Here is a 17,076-nt window from a genome sequence, read left to right on the forward strand (position 1 = left end):
GAATTCACGATTGAAAAGCTTTGATTTTCACAGCATTTTCACTGCTTCTTCCTTGCTAAAGAACGGGACTAATGGTAAACTCTATGAGTTATAGATTTATACAATGCCATACTACTGCTGTATGGAGAAGGAGTATAGAAGAATGAATCTTTTTGAAAGAGTATTTGGAACGCATTCTAGTAGAGAGTTGAAGCTGATACAACCGAAGGTAGATAAAATCCTTTCTTTACAGGAAACTATGGCGGCAATGTCTGATGAGGATTTAAAGGCACAGACGGGAAAATTCAAGGAGAGATTGTCTCAAGGAGAAAGCCTGGACGATCTCCTGCCCGAAGCTTTTGCAACGGTAAGGGAAGCGGCTAAGAGAGTACTCGGTATGGAGCACTTTCCGGTACAGCTCATTGGTGGCGTGGTACTCCATCAGGGACGAATCGCGGAGATGAGAACCGGTGAAGGAAAGACCTTGGTTTCTACCTGTCCGGCTTATCTTAATGCCTTAAAAGGCGAAGGCGTACACATCGTAACGGTAAACGATTACCTTGCCAAGCGTGACTCGGAATGGATGGGACAGGTGCATCGTTTCCTTGGACTCACTGTAGGAACGGTTTTAAATGAAATGTCTACAGAGGATCGTCAGGCGGCCTATGCTTGCGACATTACTTATGTAACAAATAATGAACTCGGATTTGACTATCTTCGTGACAACATGGCGATTTACAAGAATCAACAGGTTTTACGAGGCTTAAATTATTGTATTATCGACGAGGTGGACTCCGTTTTAATCGATGAGGCGAGAACACCGCTCATTATTTCGGGACAGTCTGGAAAGTCTACAAAGCTCTATGAACTTTGTGACATTTTGGCCAGACAACTTGAAAGAGGAGAGGAATCCGCCGAGTTTTCCAAGATTAATGCGATTTTAGGAGAGGAAATCGAAGAAAGCGGAGACTTTATCGTTAATGAAAAGGAAAAGACCGTAAATCTGACTCAGCAGGGTGTGGAAAAGGTGGAGAAATATTTCCATATCAATAACCTTGCGGATGCGGAGAATCTGGAGATTCAGCATAATATTATCCTTGCGCTTCGCGCCAACTACTTGATGTTTAAAGACAAGGATTATGTGGTAAAGGATGACGAGGTTTTGATTGTCGATGAATTTACCGGTCGTATTATGAACGGAAGACGGTATTCTGACGGACTGCACCAGGCGATTGAAGCGAAGGAACATGTGAAGGTAAAGAGAGAGTCCAGAACACTGGCAACCATCACCTTCCAGAACTTCTTTAACAAGTTCAAGAAGAAGGCCGGAATGACCGGTACGGCACAGACCGAGGAGAAGGAGTTTAGAAATATTTACTCCATGGACGTTATTCAGATTCCGACAAACAGACCGGTACAGAGAGTGGATCTCGACGATGCGGTATATAAGTCCAAGAAGGAGAAGTTCCAGGCGGTTGTGGATGAGATTGAGGCGATTCATGAGACCGGCGCACCCGTACTGGTCGGTACGATTGCCATTGAGACCTCCGAACTTCTTTCCGGTATGCTTAAAAGACGCGGCATCAAGCACAATGTCTTAAATGCGAAGTTCCATGAGCAGGAAGCGGCAATCATTGCGGAGGCAGGTGTACACGGTGCAGTAACCATTGCGACCAACATGGCCGGTCGTGGTACGGATATTAAGTTGGATGAGGAATCGAGAGCTGCAGGCGGTCTTCATATCGTGGGTACGGAAAGACATGAGTCCAGACGTATTGACAATCAGCTCCGCGGTCGTGCGGGAAGACAGGGAGACCCCGGACAGTCGCAGTTCTTCCTTTCCTTGGAAGATGATTTGATGCGTCTTTTCGGTTCCGAGCGCCTGATGGGGATGTTCGAAGCTCTGGGCGTTCCCGATGGAGAGCAGATTCATCACAAGATGCTTTCCAATGCGATTGAGAAGGCTCAGCAGAAGATTGAGTTAAATAACTACGGTATCCGTGAGAATCTCCTGAAATATGATGAAGTAAACAATGACCAGAGAGACGTGGTTTATGCGGAAAGAGAGAAGGTACTCGAGGGAGACAATATGCGTCCTCTCATTACCCGCTTTATTACCGATATCGTGGATTTCTATGTCAATGAAAATATTGTGGACAGCGACAGCCCGAAGGAGTGGGACTTCCAGGGATTAAATGATACGTTGATGCAGATTATTCCGTTAGGGAAGCTGAATTTTTCTGAGGAAGAATTCGAGCATATGACCAGAGATGAGCTTGCACAGAAGTTGAAGGAAAGGGCGATTCGTCTCTACGAGGAAAAAGAAGCGGAGTTCCCGAATCCGGAGCAGATGCGAGAGGCGGAACGCGTTATCCTCTTAAAGGTTATGGACCAGAAGTGGATGAGCCACATCGACGATATGGACATTCTCCGTGACGGAATCGGTCTGCAGGCTTACGGTCAGAAGGATCCGCTTGTAGAGTACAAGATTGCCGGCTATGAGATGTTCCAGGAGATGATGAGAAGTATACAGGAAGAGACAGTGCGTGTACTCTATCAGATTAAGCTGGAACAGAAAGTGGAAAGAGAGCAGGTTGCAAAGCCTCTTGCCACCAATAGGGATGAGTCCGCGGTGAGAGCACCGAAGATGAGAGAAGGCAGAAAAATTTATCCGAATGATCCCTGTCCCTGCGGATCCGGAAAGAAGTATAAGAACTGTCATGGACAGAGTATTTATCAAAAAGAGAAGTAATAACGGTTTAGTAGTAAGAGAATAATCGGGAACAAGAAGGAAAGGAGCCTCTGTGATTGAATTTGAGCAATTCAAATCGGAATTAAATACGAAGGAAGAGCCGCTTAAACAATTAGAGCAGGCTCTGGACCTGGACAACAAGAAAAAAAGAATTGCAGAGCTGGACAGAATGATGGAAGAGCCGGATTTCTGGGCGGATGCGGAAAAGGGAAATAAGCTATCCACGGAGGCAAGCCATTTAAAGGATGAGGTGGAAGGCTTTTTAAAGCTGAAGGAAGACTACGAGGATATCGACGCCTTGATTCAGATGGGAAAAGAAGAAGAGGATGCCTCCGTGATTCCGGAAATCAAAGAGATGCTTGCCCGTTTTTCGGAAGAACTGGAAAACATGAACACGACGCTTCTTCTTTCGGGAGAGTATGACAGTATGAATGTCATTCTCCGCTTAAATGCCGGAGCAGGCGGGACTGAGGCGAACGACTGGGCGGGAATTCTTTACAGGATGTATACCCGTTGGGCGGAGCGCCACGGATTTTCCGTAAAGATTCTGGACTATCTGGATGGAGATGAGGCGGGGATTAAGTCTGTCACCATGGAAGTGGTGGGGCAGTATGCCTACGGTTATCTTCGCTCGGAGTCGGGGATTCATCGACTGGTACGGATTTCTCCCTTCAATGCGCAGGGAAAGAGGCAAACCTCCTTTGTTTCCTGCGACGTGATGCCGGATATTGAGACGGATATTGATATTGAAGTGAGAGAAGAAGACATTAAGATGGAGGTTTTTCGTGCCTCCGGTGCCGGCGGACAGCATATTAACAAGACTTCTTCCGCAGTGCGTTTGATACATATTCCAACTGGCTTTGTGGTAGCCTGTCAGGAAGAACGTTCTCAGATTCAAAACAAAAATAAGGCGATGCAGATGCTGAAAACAAAGCTTTATTTAAAGGAGAAAGAAGAGCAGGAAGCAAAGCTTGCCGGCATTCGGGGAGAAGTGAAGGATAACGGCTGGGGCTCTCAGATCCGTTCTTATGTTTTGCAGCCCTACAGAATGGTGAAGGATCTCCGTACCGGAGAAGAGACGGGGAATACCGATGCGGTATTGGACGGAGATATCGACCGATTTATTACGGCCTATTTAAAATGGATGCAGCTTGGATGTCCGGACAGAAAAGTTTCCGGAAATGATTAGAGAAAAGGGGTGAGGCATGAAGATTGCCATTATGGGATTCGGGACAGTTGGATCCGGAGTAAAAGAAGTATTGGAATTAAACCGCGAACAAGTAGAGAAAAAGGGCGGAGACAAGATTGAAATCAAGTATATTTTGGCGCGAAGAGAGCATATTCCCGGCGTTCCAGATGAGCTCATCACGACGGACTTTTCCGTGATTGAAAAGGATCCCGAAGTAGAGCTTGTGGTGGAGGCAATAGGCGGCATCCATCCTGCTTATGAATATATCATGAGTTGTCTGGAAAAAGGGAAGCATGTGGTAAGCTCCAATAAGGCGGTAGTGGATGCCTGCGGGTCGAAGCTTATGCGTACGGCAAAGGAGCATAACTGTAATTTCTACTTTGAAGCGTCCGTAGGGGGCGGAATTCCGGTTATTCGTACCCTCTATCATAATTATGCAGGGGAAAATGTGACGGAGATTACCGGTATTTTAAACGGAACCAGTAATTTCATCTTAAGTAAAATGAAGGATGAGGGCTCCACCTTTGCCGATACCTTGAAAGAAGCACAGCGCCTCGGCTATGCGGAAAAAGACCCGTCCGCCGATGTGGATGGCTTTGATACCTCCAGAAAAACCGCGATTCTTCTTTCCATGTCTTCCGGCATGCGTTGCCGTCACGAAGATATTCATACGGAAGGCATCCGGGAAATTTCGGATATGGATATGGCCTATGCAAAGCAAATGGATTACCATATTCGCCTTTTAGGCTCCGTAGAGACAGTGGAGGACAAATACTTTGCCTATGTTGCGCCCATTATGGTGGGAAAGGATGATCCGCTTTACTTTGTAAACGGAGTATATAACGGCATTCGTATTGTGGGAAATTGTCTGGGCAATACCATGCTTTACGGCAAAGGCGCAGGGAAGCTTCCGACAGCCAGTGCAGTGGTTTCCGATATTATTGCGGCGGCAAGGCATAAGAATCATTTTCAGGGAATCGGCTGGTCGGAGAAGATGATTGAAATTGAGCCGATGGGCTCCAACGCTTTCCGGTATTTTCTTCGTATTGAGGGAACAGCTGAGGGGATTCAGAAGGAACTTAAGTCTTACTTCCTGGATGGGGGAGAAGCGCTTAAGCCAATCGTATTGAAGGGCAGACAGGATGAGTTTGCCATCGTATCCGACATTTTATTTGAAGAAGATTTCTTAGCAAGGCTGAGAGGCTTTGAGGAAGAGACGGGAAGAAGAGTCTTCCATTTCATTCGCATGAAGGGAATGACGGAGGAATAAAGAAAAGGGCTAAAAAGAGAGGACTTCTTCTTTTTCTAGCCCATTTTTTCATAAAGAATACAGGAAAGAAGGAAACGAGGCCCAAGAAGGCTGTAAGTTTCTGCCTAATCCTTGGTTGAAGAGGGAAAAAGGCAAGCCATAAAAGCAAAGAGGAAGAAATAATGGAAATTTGGGAAAGCGAAAGGGAAGAGGAGAGCTTTCAGCTGGCAAAGAAGCTTGGAGAAAAAGCGAAAAAAGGAGATATCTACTGTCTTGAAGGAGAGCTCGGAACAGGAAAGACGGTTTTTGCGAAGGGCTTTGCGAAGGGACTTGAGATAGAGGAAATTGTGGATTCTCCGACCTTTACCATTGTGAAAGAGTATCAGGGAAGAGAAAAGCTTTACCACTTCGATGTTTATCGAATTGAGGATGTTGAGGAACTGCAGGAAATCGGCTTTTCGGAAATGATTAGCGGTGACGCGGTTTGTCTTATCGAGTGGGCGAGTCGGATTGAGGAAGAAATTCCGGAAAATGCCAAGTGGATTAGCATAGAAAAGGACTTGGAAAAAGGCTTCGACTACAGAAGGATTTGTATGGGAGAAAGAAAATGATCAGTTTAGGAATCGATGCTTCCGGAAAAGTGGCAGGCGCAGCACTTGTTCGGGATGGAGAGCTTCTTGGAGAGATTACGCTTTGCCTCGGACTTACCCATTCGGAAACCCTCCTTCCTGCCTGTATTTCCCTCTTAGAGCAGGCGAAGGTTTCCGTCGAGGAAATTGATTTGATTGCCTGCACGAAGGGGCCGGGATCTTTTACTGGACTGCGTATTGCCGCTGCTACGGCAAAGGGGCTTGCCTTAGCAAGAAGCATTCCGATTCTCGGTATCAGCACCTTGGAGATGCTGAAGGAAAACTTAAGCTATATTCCGCTTCCGATCCATGTGATACTGGATGCCAGAAGAGGGCAGGTCTATACAGCCTCCTTTCTCGGGGGTCAATGTATCCGCACAGAGCAGGCTTGTTCTCTTTCAGAAGTACTGGAATTTGCGCAGTCTTTAGAGGGAAAACAGATTTTCCTCGGTGACGGCGTGCTTCGTTATAAGGAAGAGATTTATGCCGCTTTAGGAGAAGAAAGACTGATTTTCCCGGAAGGCTCTTCTCTTTTACAAAGAGCTTCTTCTCTTACGCTTTTAGCGGAAAAGAAGTGGAATGCGGGAGAGAGAGAAGTATTTCATCTTGAGTATTTACGAAAGCCGCAGGCAGAGCGCCAGAAAGAGGCGGGAGAGCTGAAGGATTTTCAGATTATTGAGGAAGAGTGTGCGGAAAGGGTTGGCAAGACGGAAGATCGACTGAGCGCGAAAAATTATCCGGTCTAGCAGGTATGTAGAGGAGGGAAAATGCTGTTTCGGGAAATGCAAGAGGCGGATTTGGAAGAGATCCTTGCGTTGGATCGGGAAATTTTTCGCTCCATGGCATACAGCGAGAAAGATTTTCTCTATGCGATTTCCGGAAAATTCGATAAGGCGATTGTTCTTGTTGAGGAAGAAGAAATCATAGCCTACGGCATTTTTCGTCTGCTCGGTACGGAAGCGGAGCTGGAGAGCATTGCAGTGAGAGAAGCGCATAGAGGAAAAGGCTATGGGCGCCTGCTTCTGGAAGAATTTCTGCGTATTGGAAAAAAGGAAGGCGTAGGAAAGGTATTTTTAGAGGTGAGAGAGGGGAATCTCCCGGGAAGAGGCCTATATGAGGCGATGGGCTTTCAGAACTTCGGAAGAAGAAAGGACTACTACCGGGATCCTGTAGAGGATGCTCTTCTTATGGAAAGGATTATAGAGTAAATGCTGGAATTAAGTTTACTGGGAACCGGAGGCATGATGCCGCTTCCGAAGAGGTGGCTCACGAGCCTTATGGCGCGCTGCAATGGCTCCAGTCTTTTGATAGATTGCGGTGAGGGAACGCAGATAGCCATGCGCGAAAAGGGCTGGAGTCCCTATCCGATCGATACGATTTGCTTCACGCATTATCATGCGGATCATATCTCGGGACTACCGGGAATGCTTCTCAGCATGGGAAATGCGGAGAGAACAAAGCCTGTTCGCCTGATTGGTCCCAAGGGGTTAAAGAGAGTGGTGGACGGTCTTAGAATGATTGCCCCGGAACTGCCTTTTTCTTTGGAATATGTGGAAATTACGGGAGAAGTGGAAAAGCTTCAGTCGGAAAGCTTTGTCATAGAAGCCTTCAAGGTGCAACACAGTATTCCCTGCTACGGCTACCGTCTTTCGATTCCGAGAAAGGGAAAATTTTCCGTGGAAAGAGCGGAGGAGCAGGGGATTCCGCTTCGGTGCTGGAACAGACTGCAGCATGGAGAAGCGGTGGAATGGGAAGGCAGGATTTTCACCCCCGATATGGTGATGGGAGAGGCGCGAAAGGGCATTTCCGTAGTGTACTGTACGGACACAAGACCGGTCCCGAGAATTTCCGAGATGGCTAAGGGGGCGGACTTATTTATCTGCGAAGGGATGTACGGCGAAGAGGATAAGGCCGGTAATGCCAAAAAACATAAGCATATGACCATGGAAGAGGCGGCGAGGCTCGGAAGAGAGGCAATGCCGAAAGAGATGTGGCTTACCCATTATTCTCCGTCCGAGCTTTATCCCGAGCAATATAAGGACAAGTTCAAGGATATTTTTCCGGTCAAGTTTGCAAAGGACGGTTGGAGCCGGGAAATCCTTTTTGAAGATTAGTTTTTGGAGGAAAAAATGCAGGACATACTGCTTTTAGGAATAGAAACAAGCTGTGACGAAACTGCGGCAGCCGTAGTGAAAAACGGAAGAGAGGTGCTTTCCAATGTAATCTCTTCTCAAGTAGCGCTTCATGCGGAATTCGGCGGTGTGGTGCCGGAGATTGCTTCAAGAAATCATCTGGAGAAAATAGATGAGGTCATTCGGCTTGCAGTGAAAGAGGCGGGAATAGGCTTTTCCGACTTGTCGGGGATTTCCGTTACGGTGGGACCGGGACTTGTCGGAGCCCTGCTTGTCGGTGTTTCCGAGGCAAAAGCCCTATCCTACGCTCTTAAAAAGCCGCTCATTCCCGTGCATCATATTGAGGGGCATATTGCGGCAAATTATATTTCTCATGCGGATTGTCAGCCGCCCTTTGTCTGTCTTGTGGCAAGCGGCGGACACAGTCATTTGCTTCTCGTGGAGGATTACGGGAAAATCAAAATCTTCGGAAGAACGAGAGATGACGCCGCGGGAGAGGCCTTTGACAAGGTGGCTCGTGCGGTGGGGCTCGGATACCCCGGCGGACCGAAGCTGGAAAAGATGGCAAAGGAAGGGAATCCCGATGCCTTTCATTTTCCGACGGCGAAAATGGAAGACTCTCCCTATGACTTCAGCTTTTCCGGTGTCAAATCCGCGGTTTTAAACGAGATGAACAGGAAGAAGATGCTTTCCGAGGAAGTGCATGTGGCGGACCTCTGTGCTTCTTTTCAGGAAAATGTAACGGAGGTGCTTTCGGAAAAGGCTATTCTCCTCTGCAAAGATCTCGGCGTTTCCCGGCTGGCCATTGCCGGCGGAGTCTCCGCAAACGGAAAGCTTCGGGAGAAAATGCAGGAAAAGGCGGAGAAGGAAGGAATTTCTTTTTACTCTCCGAAGATTATTCTCTGCACCGACAATGCGGCCATGATTGCGGCAGCAGGCTATTACGAGTGGAAGAACGGAAACTTTGCCGACTATTCGGTAAATGCCTATCCCTCCCTGTCCCTCACGGAGGGCTAAGCCGGCAGAGGGTGCGGGGCAGGAATGTCGTTCCGTAAAAAGAGATGCCTATACTGTCTTGTAAAGGGAGAAGAGATTCTGCTCTATGAAGGGAGAAGGATAGACTGTTCAAATAGACCAAGAAGAGCCATTCAATAAAATGGAAAGCAAGTATTTGTGAATAGGCCGGGGAGAAGAAAGAATGGAAGAAAAAAAGAAAGCCGTAACGGCCGTAATCCTTATGGCGGGCTCCGGAAAGCGGATGCACACGGAGGAAAAAAAGCAGTTTCTGCCTTTTCACGGGAAACCTCTCTTTTATGCTTCGGTAGAGCGGTTTCTCGCTTGGGAAAGGTGTAAAGAGCTTCTTCTGATTGTTGGCGCGGAAGATCAGGAGCGGGTAGAGAAAATGATTGAAACAGAGGGCTGGCGGAAAAAGAAGAATGTTCGCGCGATAAAGGGTGGAGAAGAGCGTTTTGATTCGGTCTATCGGGCAATCTTATACATGGAAAGAGGGAAGCAAAAGGAGAATGCAGTTCCTGCTCAGGCGGAAGAGACGGTTTTTATTCATGATGCGGCTCGCCCGTTTTTCACAGTGGATTTATTGGAAAGATTGTATCGGGAAAGCCGGATTGCAAAAGCTGTCATTCCCGGTCTTCCTGTGAAAGACACAATTAAACTGGTAGAGGATGGGGTTGTTCGGGAAAGTCTAGAACGAAATTTACTCTATTCCGTTCAAACGCCTCAGGCTTTTACTTTCCCGTTACTTCTTTCCGCCTATCAGAAATTTCTGGCTGAGCGGGATCTCTATAAAAAGAAAATCACCGATGATGCCATGGTTATCGAGCTTTTTTCCGAGGAGAAGGTAAAACTTGTTCCGGGCGAAGAGAAGAATCAAAAAATCACAGTGCAAGAAGATATACAGCTTTTGTATAATTGACCTATAAAATAAGACTTTTTAATTTTTCGACTTTACAATCTTAAAAAACACTCTTAAAATAAGCATATAATTATCGTAAATTTTATAAAGGACAATAAGGAAGAGAAGATGAAGACGAAGATTTATGTACAAATGTTAGGTGGATTTTCCTTAAGCATCGGAGAGAAAAAGCTGGATTTGGGGACAAACAATAAGGCTAACTTTTTGAAGTTGTCTGAAATTGTTTTTTTAAGAGGCTTGGGCGGTGTGTCCAAGAGAGATTTGATTGACGGTGTTTTTGGGCATAAGGCTCTTCTGGATGAAAATAACAGCTTGAACAATCTTCTTCATCAGGCCAGAACACAGCTCAAGAAAGCGGGTATGCCCGGGAAAAAAATCATCGACGGGAAAAGGGGCGTGTATGCACCGGAATATGATCCGAACTATGATTATGTTTTGGATGTGCATGAGTTCGAGGATATTTGCTTAAAAGCGAAAAATGAAAAAAAGCCGGAGAAGAAGTTTTCCTATTATCAGCAGGCTTTTGCGCTTTATAAGGGAGAGCTCCTTCCTGAGTTTGCTACGGATTACTGGGTTATCTTGGAGAGCGTTCGCTTAAAGAGATTGTATGATGATGTGGTAGACTTTCTGGGAGAGTATTTTAAAGAGCAGGAAGACTATGAATCCCTTTTTGAAATCTATGACAAGGCCAACAAAATTTATCCGGATAACGGATGGCAGATTGAGATGATTGATGCCTTGATTTTAAAGAAGGATTACAAGACGGCATACGAGCTTTACACGAAGTGTGCGCATTACTATCAGGATGAATTGGAAGTACCCATTCCGGAAGCGCTTCGCTCCTGCTATGAAAGACTTTCCGACAATGTCCGTGTGGTAACCGACGATATTCGCCAGATTCAGGCCAATATTGTCCGTAAGGATGAGAAACTGAAGAGTGAGATGGGTGCCAGAAAAATGGGGGCTTACCTTTGTCCGTTCACCAGTTTTATTGACATCTATCACGTTTTAAGACGAAATCTGGAGAGAAGAGGCTCTTCCATCTTCATGATGCTTTGCACACTGGTGGACTATGAGGGAAAGCCGATTCAGAACCAGGAAAAGCTGAATGCGAGAGCGGAGATTCTCGAGCAATCTCTTTCCGAGGGCTTAAGAAAAGGAGATGTTTACACCAAGTATTCTTCTTCTCAGTACTTGATTTTACTGATCGGAACAAAGAGAGAGGACTGCGCGATTATTTACCAGAGAATTTCCAGAAGAGTAAAGGAACTTGCCGGTTCCAGAGCAGAATTCCGTTACAGAATTGTATCTCTTGCCGAGATTCCGGGAATTTTGGAAAGAAATAATCAGCTTGAAGAGTAAGAAGTAAAGTAATATAGAGTATTAAATAAATTGATGTCTTGAAAGAATTTAATACTTGACACGAATCCATGGTTTTGATACAATTTCCTCTGTTCAGCAAGCGTGCGTAGCTCAGCTGGATAGAGCGTCTGGCTACGGACCAGAAGGTCGTGGGTTCGAATCCTGTCGCACGCATAAAGACTCTTCCTTATCGAAGAGTCTTTTTTTATTCTTAACAAGTGGCTAAGGCGAAGCCTGAGACATCTTGTTCATAACGAGTATTGCTCACGGAGTGTGCGTCATTTCGTTTTTTTAGACTATAGAATACAGGAGTAAAAATACTTGCATTTTTGTTTTGCCTATGCTAAAATGCTGAAAGTATTTCTGTTGTGACTTGGAGGGGGGCAAGCTTAGGCTTGCTCCTTTTCATGATAAGGGGCGGATTTGCTCCTATCAGCATGGATGAAACGGGGTATTGCATGGAAGTAGAGAGAACAAAATCGTATTTAGAAGAGATTCTTCCGGGAATGGGCTATATCTTGGATAGTGTAACCTTCACTGAGGAGGCCGGAACCCATTATCTTCGTGCCTTTATTTACAGACAGGATGAGGAAGATATGACAGTGAACGACTGTGCAATGGTTTCCAGAAGGCTGTCCAAGTGGCTGGATAAAGAAGACTTTATTGCTGAGGAGTATATTCTGGAGGTTTGCTCCTTGGGATTCAAGGATAATCCTTCGGAAGGCGATGAACTGTACAGTGAAGAAATCGGCGAAGAAACGGATGAAGAAATCGTCGAAGAAACGGATGAAGAGGAATAGAACATTTAAACATAGCATAGTAGATAGAATTCTTTTCGGGACGGAAAAGAAGGGGGAGTAAAGCAATGAATAATGATGAACTGCGCTTGGCACTGGATATGTTGGAAAAGGAAAAGGGAATTTCAAAGCAGGCGATTATTGAAGCAATTGAGCTGTCTTTACAGACTGCGTGTAAAAATCACTTCGGCTCTGCTGACAATGTCAGAGTCAGCATGAATCCGGAAACTGCACAATTTTCTCTGCTTGCGGATAAGACGGTTGTCGAAGTTGTAGGGGATCCCAACACCCAGATCAGTTTAGAGGATGCCAGAGCGATTGATGCGGGGTATGAGCCGGGAGACACGGTACAGGTTCCGATTGACTCCAAATCCTTCAGCCGTATTGCTGCACAGAATGCAAAAGGAGTTATAGTACAGAAGATTCGTGAGGAAGAGAGAAAGATTCTGTATGAAGAGTACTATTCCATGGCAAAACAAGTGGTATCGGGTGTTGTGGAGAAGGATACGGGAAGAGCCTTGATTGTAAATCTCGGGAAGGTAGACGGCTACCTTGGAGAAGGAGAGCAGATTAAGGGAGAGAAGATCCTTCCGAATCAGAGAATCAAAGTTTATGTGGTAGAGGTCAAGGATAATCCGAAGGGACCGAAGGTGATGTTGTCCAGAACACATCCGGAGCTGGTTAGAAAGCTTTTCTTTGACGAGGTTTCTGAACTTAGAGAAGGAATCGTGGAAATTAAAGCCATTTCCAGAGAAGCGGGATCCCGTACGAAGATGGCAGTCTTATCGCATGATGATGATGTGGATGCGGTAGGTGCATGTGTAGGATTAAACGGAAGCAGAGTGAACACCATTGTAGAGGAGTTAAGAGGAGAGAAGATAGATATCATCAATTATGATGAGAACCCTGCTTACCTCATTGAGAATGCATTGTCTCCTGCAAAGGTAATCGCCGTGATTGCGGATCAGGATAATAAGGATGCTTTGGTGATTGTTCCGGATAATCAATTGTCTTTGGCTATCGGTAAGGAAGGACAAAATGCCCGTCTTGCCGCAAAGCTTACCAACTATAAGATTGATATCAAGTCCGAGTCTCAGGCTCAGGAGCAGGGAATCTTTGATGAAATGGGAATCGATTATCACGGAGAAAGTGATTCCGATACAGAGGACTATGAGCAAGGATCCTATGAGGATGAGGAGTTAGAGTAAATTCCGTAAGACGATGACCGGGAGGAAAAATGAAAGTAGAACCTTTACGTTCTTGCATCGGCTGCAATGAAAAAAAATCCAAAAAAGAACTTCTCCGTATCGTGCGGGAAGAAGGCGGAACATATTCCGTAGATGTCAGCGGTAGAAAGAACGGTCGGGGAGCTTATCTTTGTCCCATGCTTTCCTGCTTGGAAAAAGCGGAAAAACGAAAAGCTTTTTTCAGAGCTTTTAAGGAGAATATTCCGGAAGACAGCTTAAAGAAGCTGAGAGAGGAAATTGAAGAAATTGCAAAATAGAATGTACGGATTAATCGGTCTGGCCATGAAGGCGGGAAAGATTAAGGCAGGAGAGTTTTCTGTGGAAAAATCCATTAAGCAAGGGAAAGCCCGTGTTGTACTGGTTGCCGGGGATGCTTCGGAGAATACGATAAAAAAGTTTGAAAACAGTTGTTTTCATTACAAGATTCCATTTTTTCGAGTTGGAACCAAGGAAGAGCTGGGAAAAATCATCGGTAAGGAAATGCGTTCTTCTCTATCAATAGAGGATGAAGGCTTCGGAGAGAGAATAATCGGTTTTATGAATGGAGGGAATGCGGATGTTAGAGGAGAATAAAGCAAAGGGAAGTACGGAGAATAAAGAGGAAGGGACAGTCAAGAAGAAAAAATTGGCTGTAGTTTTTCATTCTCAAAATTCTGTCAATCATAAAAATCACCCTCTGAGCGGGAAATTTTCTGATAAGGCAAAGAAAGCCAAGGAACAGGAAAAGAAAGAGGATGAGAAGAAGTCTCCCAACGGAAGACCGCTTCCTCCGGGAACGGCAAGGGTTACTCCGCTCAAGACCTTAAATGCAATCCAGAAAAAGAAGGCGGAAGAGGAGAAGAAGCTCGAAGAGGAGAGACTCCTTCAGGAGCAAAAGGAAAGAGAAGAAGCGGCAAAGAGAGAAGCGGAAGAAGCGGCAAAGAAGGCCGTAGAAGAAAAGGCGGAGACTGTAGAAAAGCCGATGAAACCCAAGGTCAATAAACTCTCCGGTATTGTTGCCCATGCCGTTTCCAAAGATGGCGGAGAAAAGAGTTTTGACAAGGAAAGAGCAGAGCGCAGAAGCTCCGCTTTTCCAAAGACAGACAGAAAGCCCGGTTTTGCAAAAGATTTCTCGAAGGACAAGGATTTTTCCAAGGACGGAGACAGAAGGTCTTTTGACGGAGGAAGAGGCAAGGCTCAGGCGGCAAAGAAGCCCGCAGCACAGTCCTTTGCACCGGAAATTGTGGAGAAGCAGAGCCGTGTGAAGCACGATGCGGTAAAGCCTGCAAAGAAGACCTACGGGAACAAGAGCTTTGAAAATGAGAAGGCAACGATTTCTCAGAAGAACAGAGCACAAAGAAAGCAGAATAAGTACGGAGCAACGCAGTCTTATGAAAGAGATGATCAGGTTAAGGTAAAGAAGACCGGAAAAGGTGCCTTTATTAAGCCGGAAGTAGTAAAAACGGTAGAAGAAACCATCAAGTCTATCACTCTTCCTGAAGTGATTACCATTAAAGAGTTGGCGGAAAAGATGAAGCAGAAGTCTGCCGATATCATCAAGAAGCTCTTCTTAAAAGGACAGATTGTCACATTGAACACCGAACTTTCCTATGAAGAAGCGGAGAATATTGCAGTAGAATACGACATCCTTTGCGAAATGGAAGAAAAGGTTGATGTGATTGCGGAGCTGGTGCAGGATTCCGAGGTCGATGAGGAGAAGGATTTGGAGCCCCGTCCCCCTGTCGTTGTTGTTATGGGACACGTCGATCACGGTAAGACGTCCATTCTGGACGCGATTCGAAACACCAATGTGACCAGCAGGGAGCATGGCGGCATTACACAGTCTATCGGTGCTTATCAGGTTTCCGTCAAGGTGAACGGTGAGTCGAGAGTCGTTACGTTCTTGGATACCCCCGGACATGAGGCATTTACCGCTATGCGTATGCGTGGAGCACAGTCGACGGATATTGCCGTACTGGTTGTGGCTGCCGATGACGGAATTAAGCCGCAGACGATAGAGGCAATTAACCATGCCAAGGCTGCCAACACCGAGATTATTGTGGCCATCAATAAGATTGATAAACCTACGGCAAATGTAGAGAAGGTAAAGCAGGAGCTTATGGCTTATGATTTGGTTGCGGAAGATTATGGCGGAAGTACCATCTGTTGCCCCGTATCCGCGAAAACCGGAGAAGGTTTGGAAAATCTTTTGGAAAATATCGCCTTGCAGGCGGATGTTTTGGAACTCAAGGCCAATCCGAACCGTAAAGCCTATGGCGTAGTGATTGAGGCGGAGCTCGATAAGGGTAGAGGTTCCGTTGCCCGTCTTTTGGTACAGAAGGGTACACTTCATGTCGGGGATGTTGTGGCTGTAGGATCCGCCTTCGGTAAGGTTCGTGCCATGATTGACGACAAGGGAAGACGAATCAAGAAGGCAACGCCATCCATGCCGGTTGAGATTTTGGGACTGAATTCCGTGCCGAATGCCGGAGAAATCTTCCAAGTGAAGGATAATGAAAAAGAGGCGAAAGCCTATGCGGATACCTTTGTTTCCGAAGGAAAGCAGAGAATGGTGGAAGAGTCCAGAAAGAAAGTCAGCCTGGATGCACTCTTTGACCAGATTAAGGCAGGTGAGCTGAAGGATCTTCCGATAGTGCTTAAGGCTGATGTACAAGGTTCCGTTGAGGCGGTTCGCGATTCCTTGCAGAAGATTCAGAATGAGGAAGTACAGGTTAAGGTGATTCATTCCGGCGTAGGTGCCATCAATGAGTCCGATATTAATCTTGCCATTGCATCCAATGCGATTGTTATCGGATTTGATGTGAAGCCCGATGCTACAGCGAAGGATATTGCCGAAAGAGAAAATGTAGACGTGCGTCTCTACAACATTATTTATAAGGCAATTGAAGATATTGAACTGGCGATGAAGGGTATGCTTGCTCCTGTCTTTGAGGAGAAGGTCATCGGTCATGCTGAAGTACGGATGATCTTTAAGTCCTCCGGAGTAGGGGTGATTGCCGGATCCTTTGTTACGGACGGTAAGGTACAAAGAGGAGCAAAGGCGCGTCTTACAAGAGACGGCGAGCAGCTCTTTGACGGAAATATTGCTTCCGTAAGACACTTTAAGGATGATGTAAAGGAAGTTGGAACCAAGCAGGAATGCGGTATTGTTCTGGAAGGCTATACCGACATCCAAGAGGGAGATCAGTTAGAAGTTTATATCATGGAAGAAGTAAAGAGATAAAAGAAGGCTGTGAAAGAAGGATATCTTTACTCTTTCACAGCTTTTTCGTTCTCAACAAGCGGCTGAGGAGAATACGGAGGCATCTTGTCAAGAACGAAATCACTTGCGAAGCGCGTTATCTCGTTCGTTCTGATGTGAATAAGGAAGAGGTGAAGCTTGAAAAGGCAAAGTTTTAAGAATCAAAGAAGAAATGAAGATGTACGGAGAAATCTGTCCGTTCTGATTCGGAACGAAGTAAAGGACAGTCGTGTATCTCCTTTTTGTGATGTGACTGGGGTGGATTTAACACCTGATTTACAGTATTGCAAGGTCTATGTTTCCTGTCTTGGAAGTGAAGAGAGTCTGGGGAAGACCATTGAAGGCTTGAAGGCTGCTGCCGGATTTTTAAGAAGAGAATTGGCACAAAGCTTAAATCTTCGTCATACTCCTGAATTACAATTTGTTCCGGATCATTCTGTAGAGTACGGTTCCCGTATGGATGCCTTGATAAATAAGGTGAAACTGGAAGATGAGGCACGTCCTGTCGGGGAGGCTGTTAATCAAGAGAATCGTTATAAAGAAGAGGATGAATAGAGAGGGGAAAA

General features: G+C 45.8%; 16 protein-coding genes and 1 tRNA gene. All 17 read left to right on the top strand.

The features are described from left to right. Positions 1–142: 142 nt before the first annotated feature. The 17 genes from secA to rbfA all read left to right on the top strand — a co-directional run bounded on the left by secA (position 143) and on the right by rbfA (position 17,065). Positions 143–2,731 (top strand): preprotein translocase subunit SecA, encoded by a 2,589-nt coding sequence (gene secA, locus HMPREF9624_RS00075; protein WP_009535964.1) that lies wholly within the window; start codon positions 143–145, stop codon positions 2,729–2,731. A gap of 52 nt (positions 2,732–2,783) precedes the next feature. Further along, on the top strand, positions 2,784–3,920 hold the full coding sequence (gene prfB / locus HMPREF9624_RS00080) for a peptide chain release factor 2 (RefSeq protein ID WP_009427853.1): 1,137 nt from the start codon (positions 2,784–2,786) through the stop codon (positions 3,918–3,920). Between the two features lie 16 nt (positions 3,921–3,936). Beyond that, positions 3,937–5,190 (top strand): homoserine dehydrogenase, encoded by a 1,254-nt coding sequence (locus HMPREF9624_RS00085; protein WP_009535965.1) that lies wholly within the window; start codon positions 3,937–3,939, stop codon positions 5,188–5,190. A 161-nt stretch (positions 5,191–5,351) separates the two neighbouring features. After that, on the top strand, positions 5,352–5,780 hold the full coding sequence (tsaE, locus tag HMPREF9624_RS00090) for a tRNA (adenosine(37)-N6)-threonylcarbamoyltransferase complex ATPase subunit type 1 TsaE (RefSeq protein ID WP_009535966.1): 429 nt from the start codon (positions 5,352–5,354) through the stop codon (positions 5,778–5,780). Then, positions 5,777–6,544, top strand: coding sequence for a tRNA (adenosine(37)-N6)-threonylcarbamoyltransferase complex dimerization subunit type 1 TsaB (gene tsaB, locus HMPREF9624_RS00095; RefSeq protein ID WP_009535967.1), 768 nt, complete (start codon positions 5,777–5,779; stop codon positions 6,542–6,544). Before tsaE ends, tsaB begins: the two co-directional genes overlap by 4 nt. A gap of 21 nt (positions 6,545–6,565) precedes the next feature. Beyond that, positions 6,566–7,006, top strand: coding sequence for a ribosomal protein S18-alanine N-acetyltransferase (rimI, locus tag HMPREF9624_RS00100; protein ID WP_009535968.1), 441 nt, complete (start codon positions 6,566–6,568; stop codon positions 7,004–7,006). Then, entirely contained in the window at positions 7,007–7,912 is a 906-nt protein-coding gene (locus tag HMPREF9624_RS00105) for a ribonuclease Z (RefSeq protein WP_009535969.1), read from the top strand. A gap of 15 nt (positions 7,913–7,927) precedes the next feature. Beyond that, positions 7,928–8,947, top strand: a complete 1,020-nt coding sequence (gene tsaD / locus HMPREF9624_RS00110) for a tRNA (adenosine(37)-N6)-threonylcarbamoyltransferase complex transferase subunit TsaD (RefSeq protein ID WP_009535970.1) — start codon at positions 7,928–7,930, stop codon at positions 8,945–8,947. Positions 8,948–9,128: 181 nt separating this feature from the next. Continuing rightward, entirely contained in the window at positions 9,129–9,863 is a 735-nt protein-coding gene (gene ispD, locus HMPREF9624_RS00115; RefSeq protein ID WP_009535971.1) for a 2-C-methyl-D-erythritol 4-phosphate cytidylyltransferase, read from the top strand. 108 nt (positions 9,864–9,971) lie between these two features. Next, positions 9,972–11,225, top strand: coding sequence for a bacterial transcriptional activator domain-containing protein (locus HMPREF9624_RS00120; RefSeq protein ID WP_009535972.1), 1,254 nt, complete (start codon positions 9,972–9,974; stop codon positions 11,223–11,225). Positions 11,226–11,325: 100 nt separating this feature from the next. Beyond that, a tRNA-Arg gene (locus HMPREF9624_RS00125) sits at positions 11,326–11,399 on the top strand. 284 nt (positions 11,400–11,683) lie between these two features. After that, positions 11,684–12,025, top strand: a complete 342-nt coding sequence (locus HMPREF9624_RS00130) for a ribosome maturation factor RimP (RefSeq protein ID WP_036594642.1) — start codon at positions 11,684–11,686, stop codon at positions 12,023–12,025. A gap of 65 nt (positions 12,026–12,090) precedes the next feature. Continuing rightward, a complete protein-coding gene (gene nusA / locus HMPREF9624_RS00135) occupies positions 12,091–13,230 on the top strand; it encodes a transcription termination factor NusA (protein WP_009535974.1) in 1,140 nt (379 codons plus the stop codon). A gap of 29 nt (positions 13,231–13,259) precedes the next feature. Beyond that, positions 13,260–13,526: an RNase P modulator RnpM gene (rnpM, locus tag HMPREF9624_RS00140; RefSeq protein WP_009427925.1), complete on the top strand. Its 267-nt coding sequence runs from the start codon at positions 13,260–13,262 to the stop codon at positions 13,524–13,526. Then, positions 13,516–13,842, top strand: coding sequence for a L7Ae/L30e/S12e/Gadd45 family ribosomal protein (locus HMPREF9624_RS00145; RefSeq protein WP_009535975.1), 327 nt, complete (start codon positions 13,516–13,518; stop codon positions 13,840–13,842). Before rnpM ends, HMPREF9624_RS00145 begins: the two co-directional genes overlap by 11 nt. Further along, positions 13,826–16,492 (top strand): translation initiation factor IF-2, encoded by a 2,667-nt coding sequence (gene infB / locus HMPREF9624_RS00150; RefSeq protein WP_009535976.1) that lies wholly within the window; start codon positions 13,826–13,828, stop codon positions 16,490–16,492. Before HMPREF9624_RS00145 ends, infB begins: the two co-directional genes overlap by 17 nt. A 156-nt stretch (positions 16,493–16,648) precedes the next feature. Beyond that, positions 16,649–17,065, top strand: a complete 417-nt coding sequence (rbfA, locus tag HMPREF9624_RS00155) for a 30S ribosome-binding factor RbfA (protein ID WP_009428156.1) — start codon at positions 16,649–16,651, stop codon at positions 17,063–17,065. The last annotated feature ends 11 nt before the right edge of the window (positions 17,066–17,076 follow it).

Source organism: Oribacterium asaccharolyticum ACB7, assembly GCF_000238075.1.
In the GTDB taxonomy this organism is placed as follows: Bacteria; Bacillota; Clostridia; order Lachnospirales; family Lachnospiraceae; genus Oribacterium; species Oribacterium asaccharolyticum.

Excerpts from the sequence above, each read along its gene's own strand:
- ispD (WP_009535971.1), top strand. The coding sequence starts at position 9,129 with ATGGAAGAAAAAAAGAAAGCCGTAACGGCCGTAATCCTTATGGCGGGC.
- rimI (WP_009535968.1), top strand. The coding sequence starts at position 6,566 with ATGCTGTTTCGGGAAATGCAAGAGGCGGATTTGGAAGAGATCCTTGCG.
- HMPREF9624_RS00130 (WP_036594642.1), top strand. The coding sequence starts at position 11,684 with ATGGAAGTAGAGAGAACAAAATCGTATTTAGAAGAGATTCTTCCGGGA.
- HMPREF9624_RS00105 (WP_009535969.1), top strand. The coding sequence starts at position 7,007 with ATGCTGGAATTAAGTTTACTGGGAACCGGAGGCATGATGCCGCTTCCG.
- tsaB (WP_009535967.1), top strand. The coding sequence starts at position 5,777 with ATGATCAGTTTAGGAATCGATGCTTCCGGAAAAGTGGCAGGCGCAGCA.
- rnpM (WP_009427925.1), top strand. The coding sequence starts at position 13,260 with ATGAAAGTAGAACCTTTACGTTCTTGCATCGGCTGCAATGAAAAAAAA.
- infB (WP_009535976.1), top strand. The coding sequence starts at position 13,826 with ATGTTAGAGGAGAATAAAGCAAAGGGAAGTACGGAGAATAAAGAGGAA.
- tsaD (WP_009535970.1), top strand. The coding sequence starts at position 7,928 with ATGCAGGACATACTGCTTTTAGGAATAGAAACAAGCTGTGACGAAACT.
- HMPREF9624_RS00085 (WP_009535965.1), top strand. The coding sequence starts at position 3,937 with ATGAAGATTGCCATTATGGGATTCGGGACAGTTGGATCCGGAGTAAAA.
- tsaE (WP_009535966.1), top strand. The coding sequence starts at position 5,352 with ATGGAAATTTGGGAAAGCGAAAGGGAAGAGGAGAGCTTTCAGCTGGCA.
- HMPREF9624_RS00120 (WP_009535972.1), top strand. The coding sequence starts at position 9,972 with ATGAAGACGAAGATTTATGTACAAATGTTAGGTGGATTTTCCTTAAGC.
- secA (WP_009535964.1), top strand. The coding sequence starts at position 143 with ATGAATCTTTTTGAAAGAGTATTTGGAACGCATTCTAGTAGAGAGTTG.
- nusA (WP_009535974.1), top strand. The coding sequence starts at position 12,091 with ATGAATAATGATGAACTGCGCTTGGCACTGGATATGTTGGAAAAGGAA.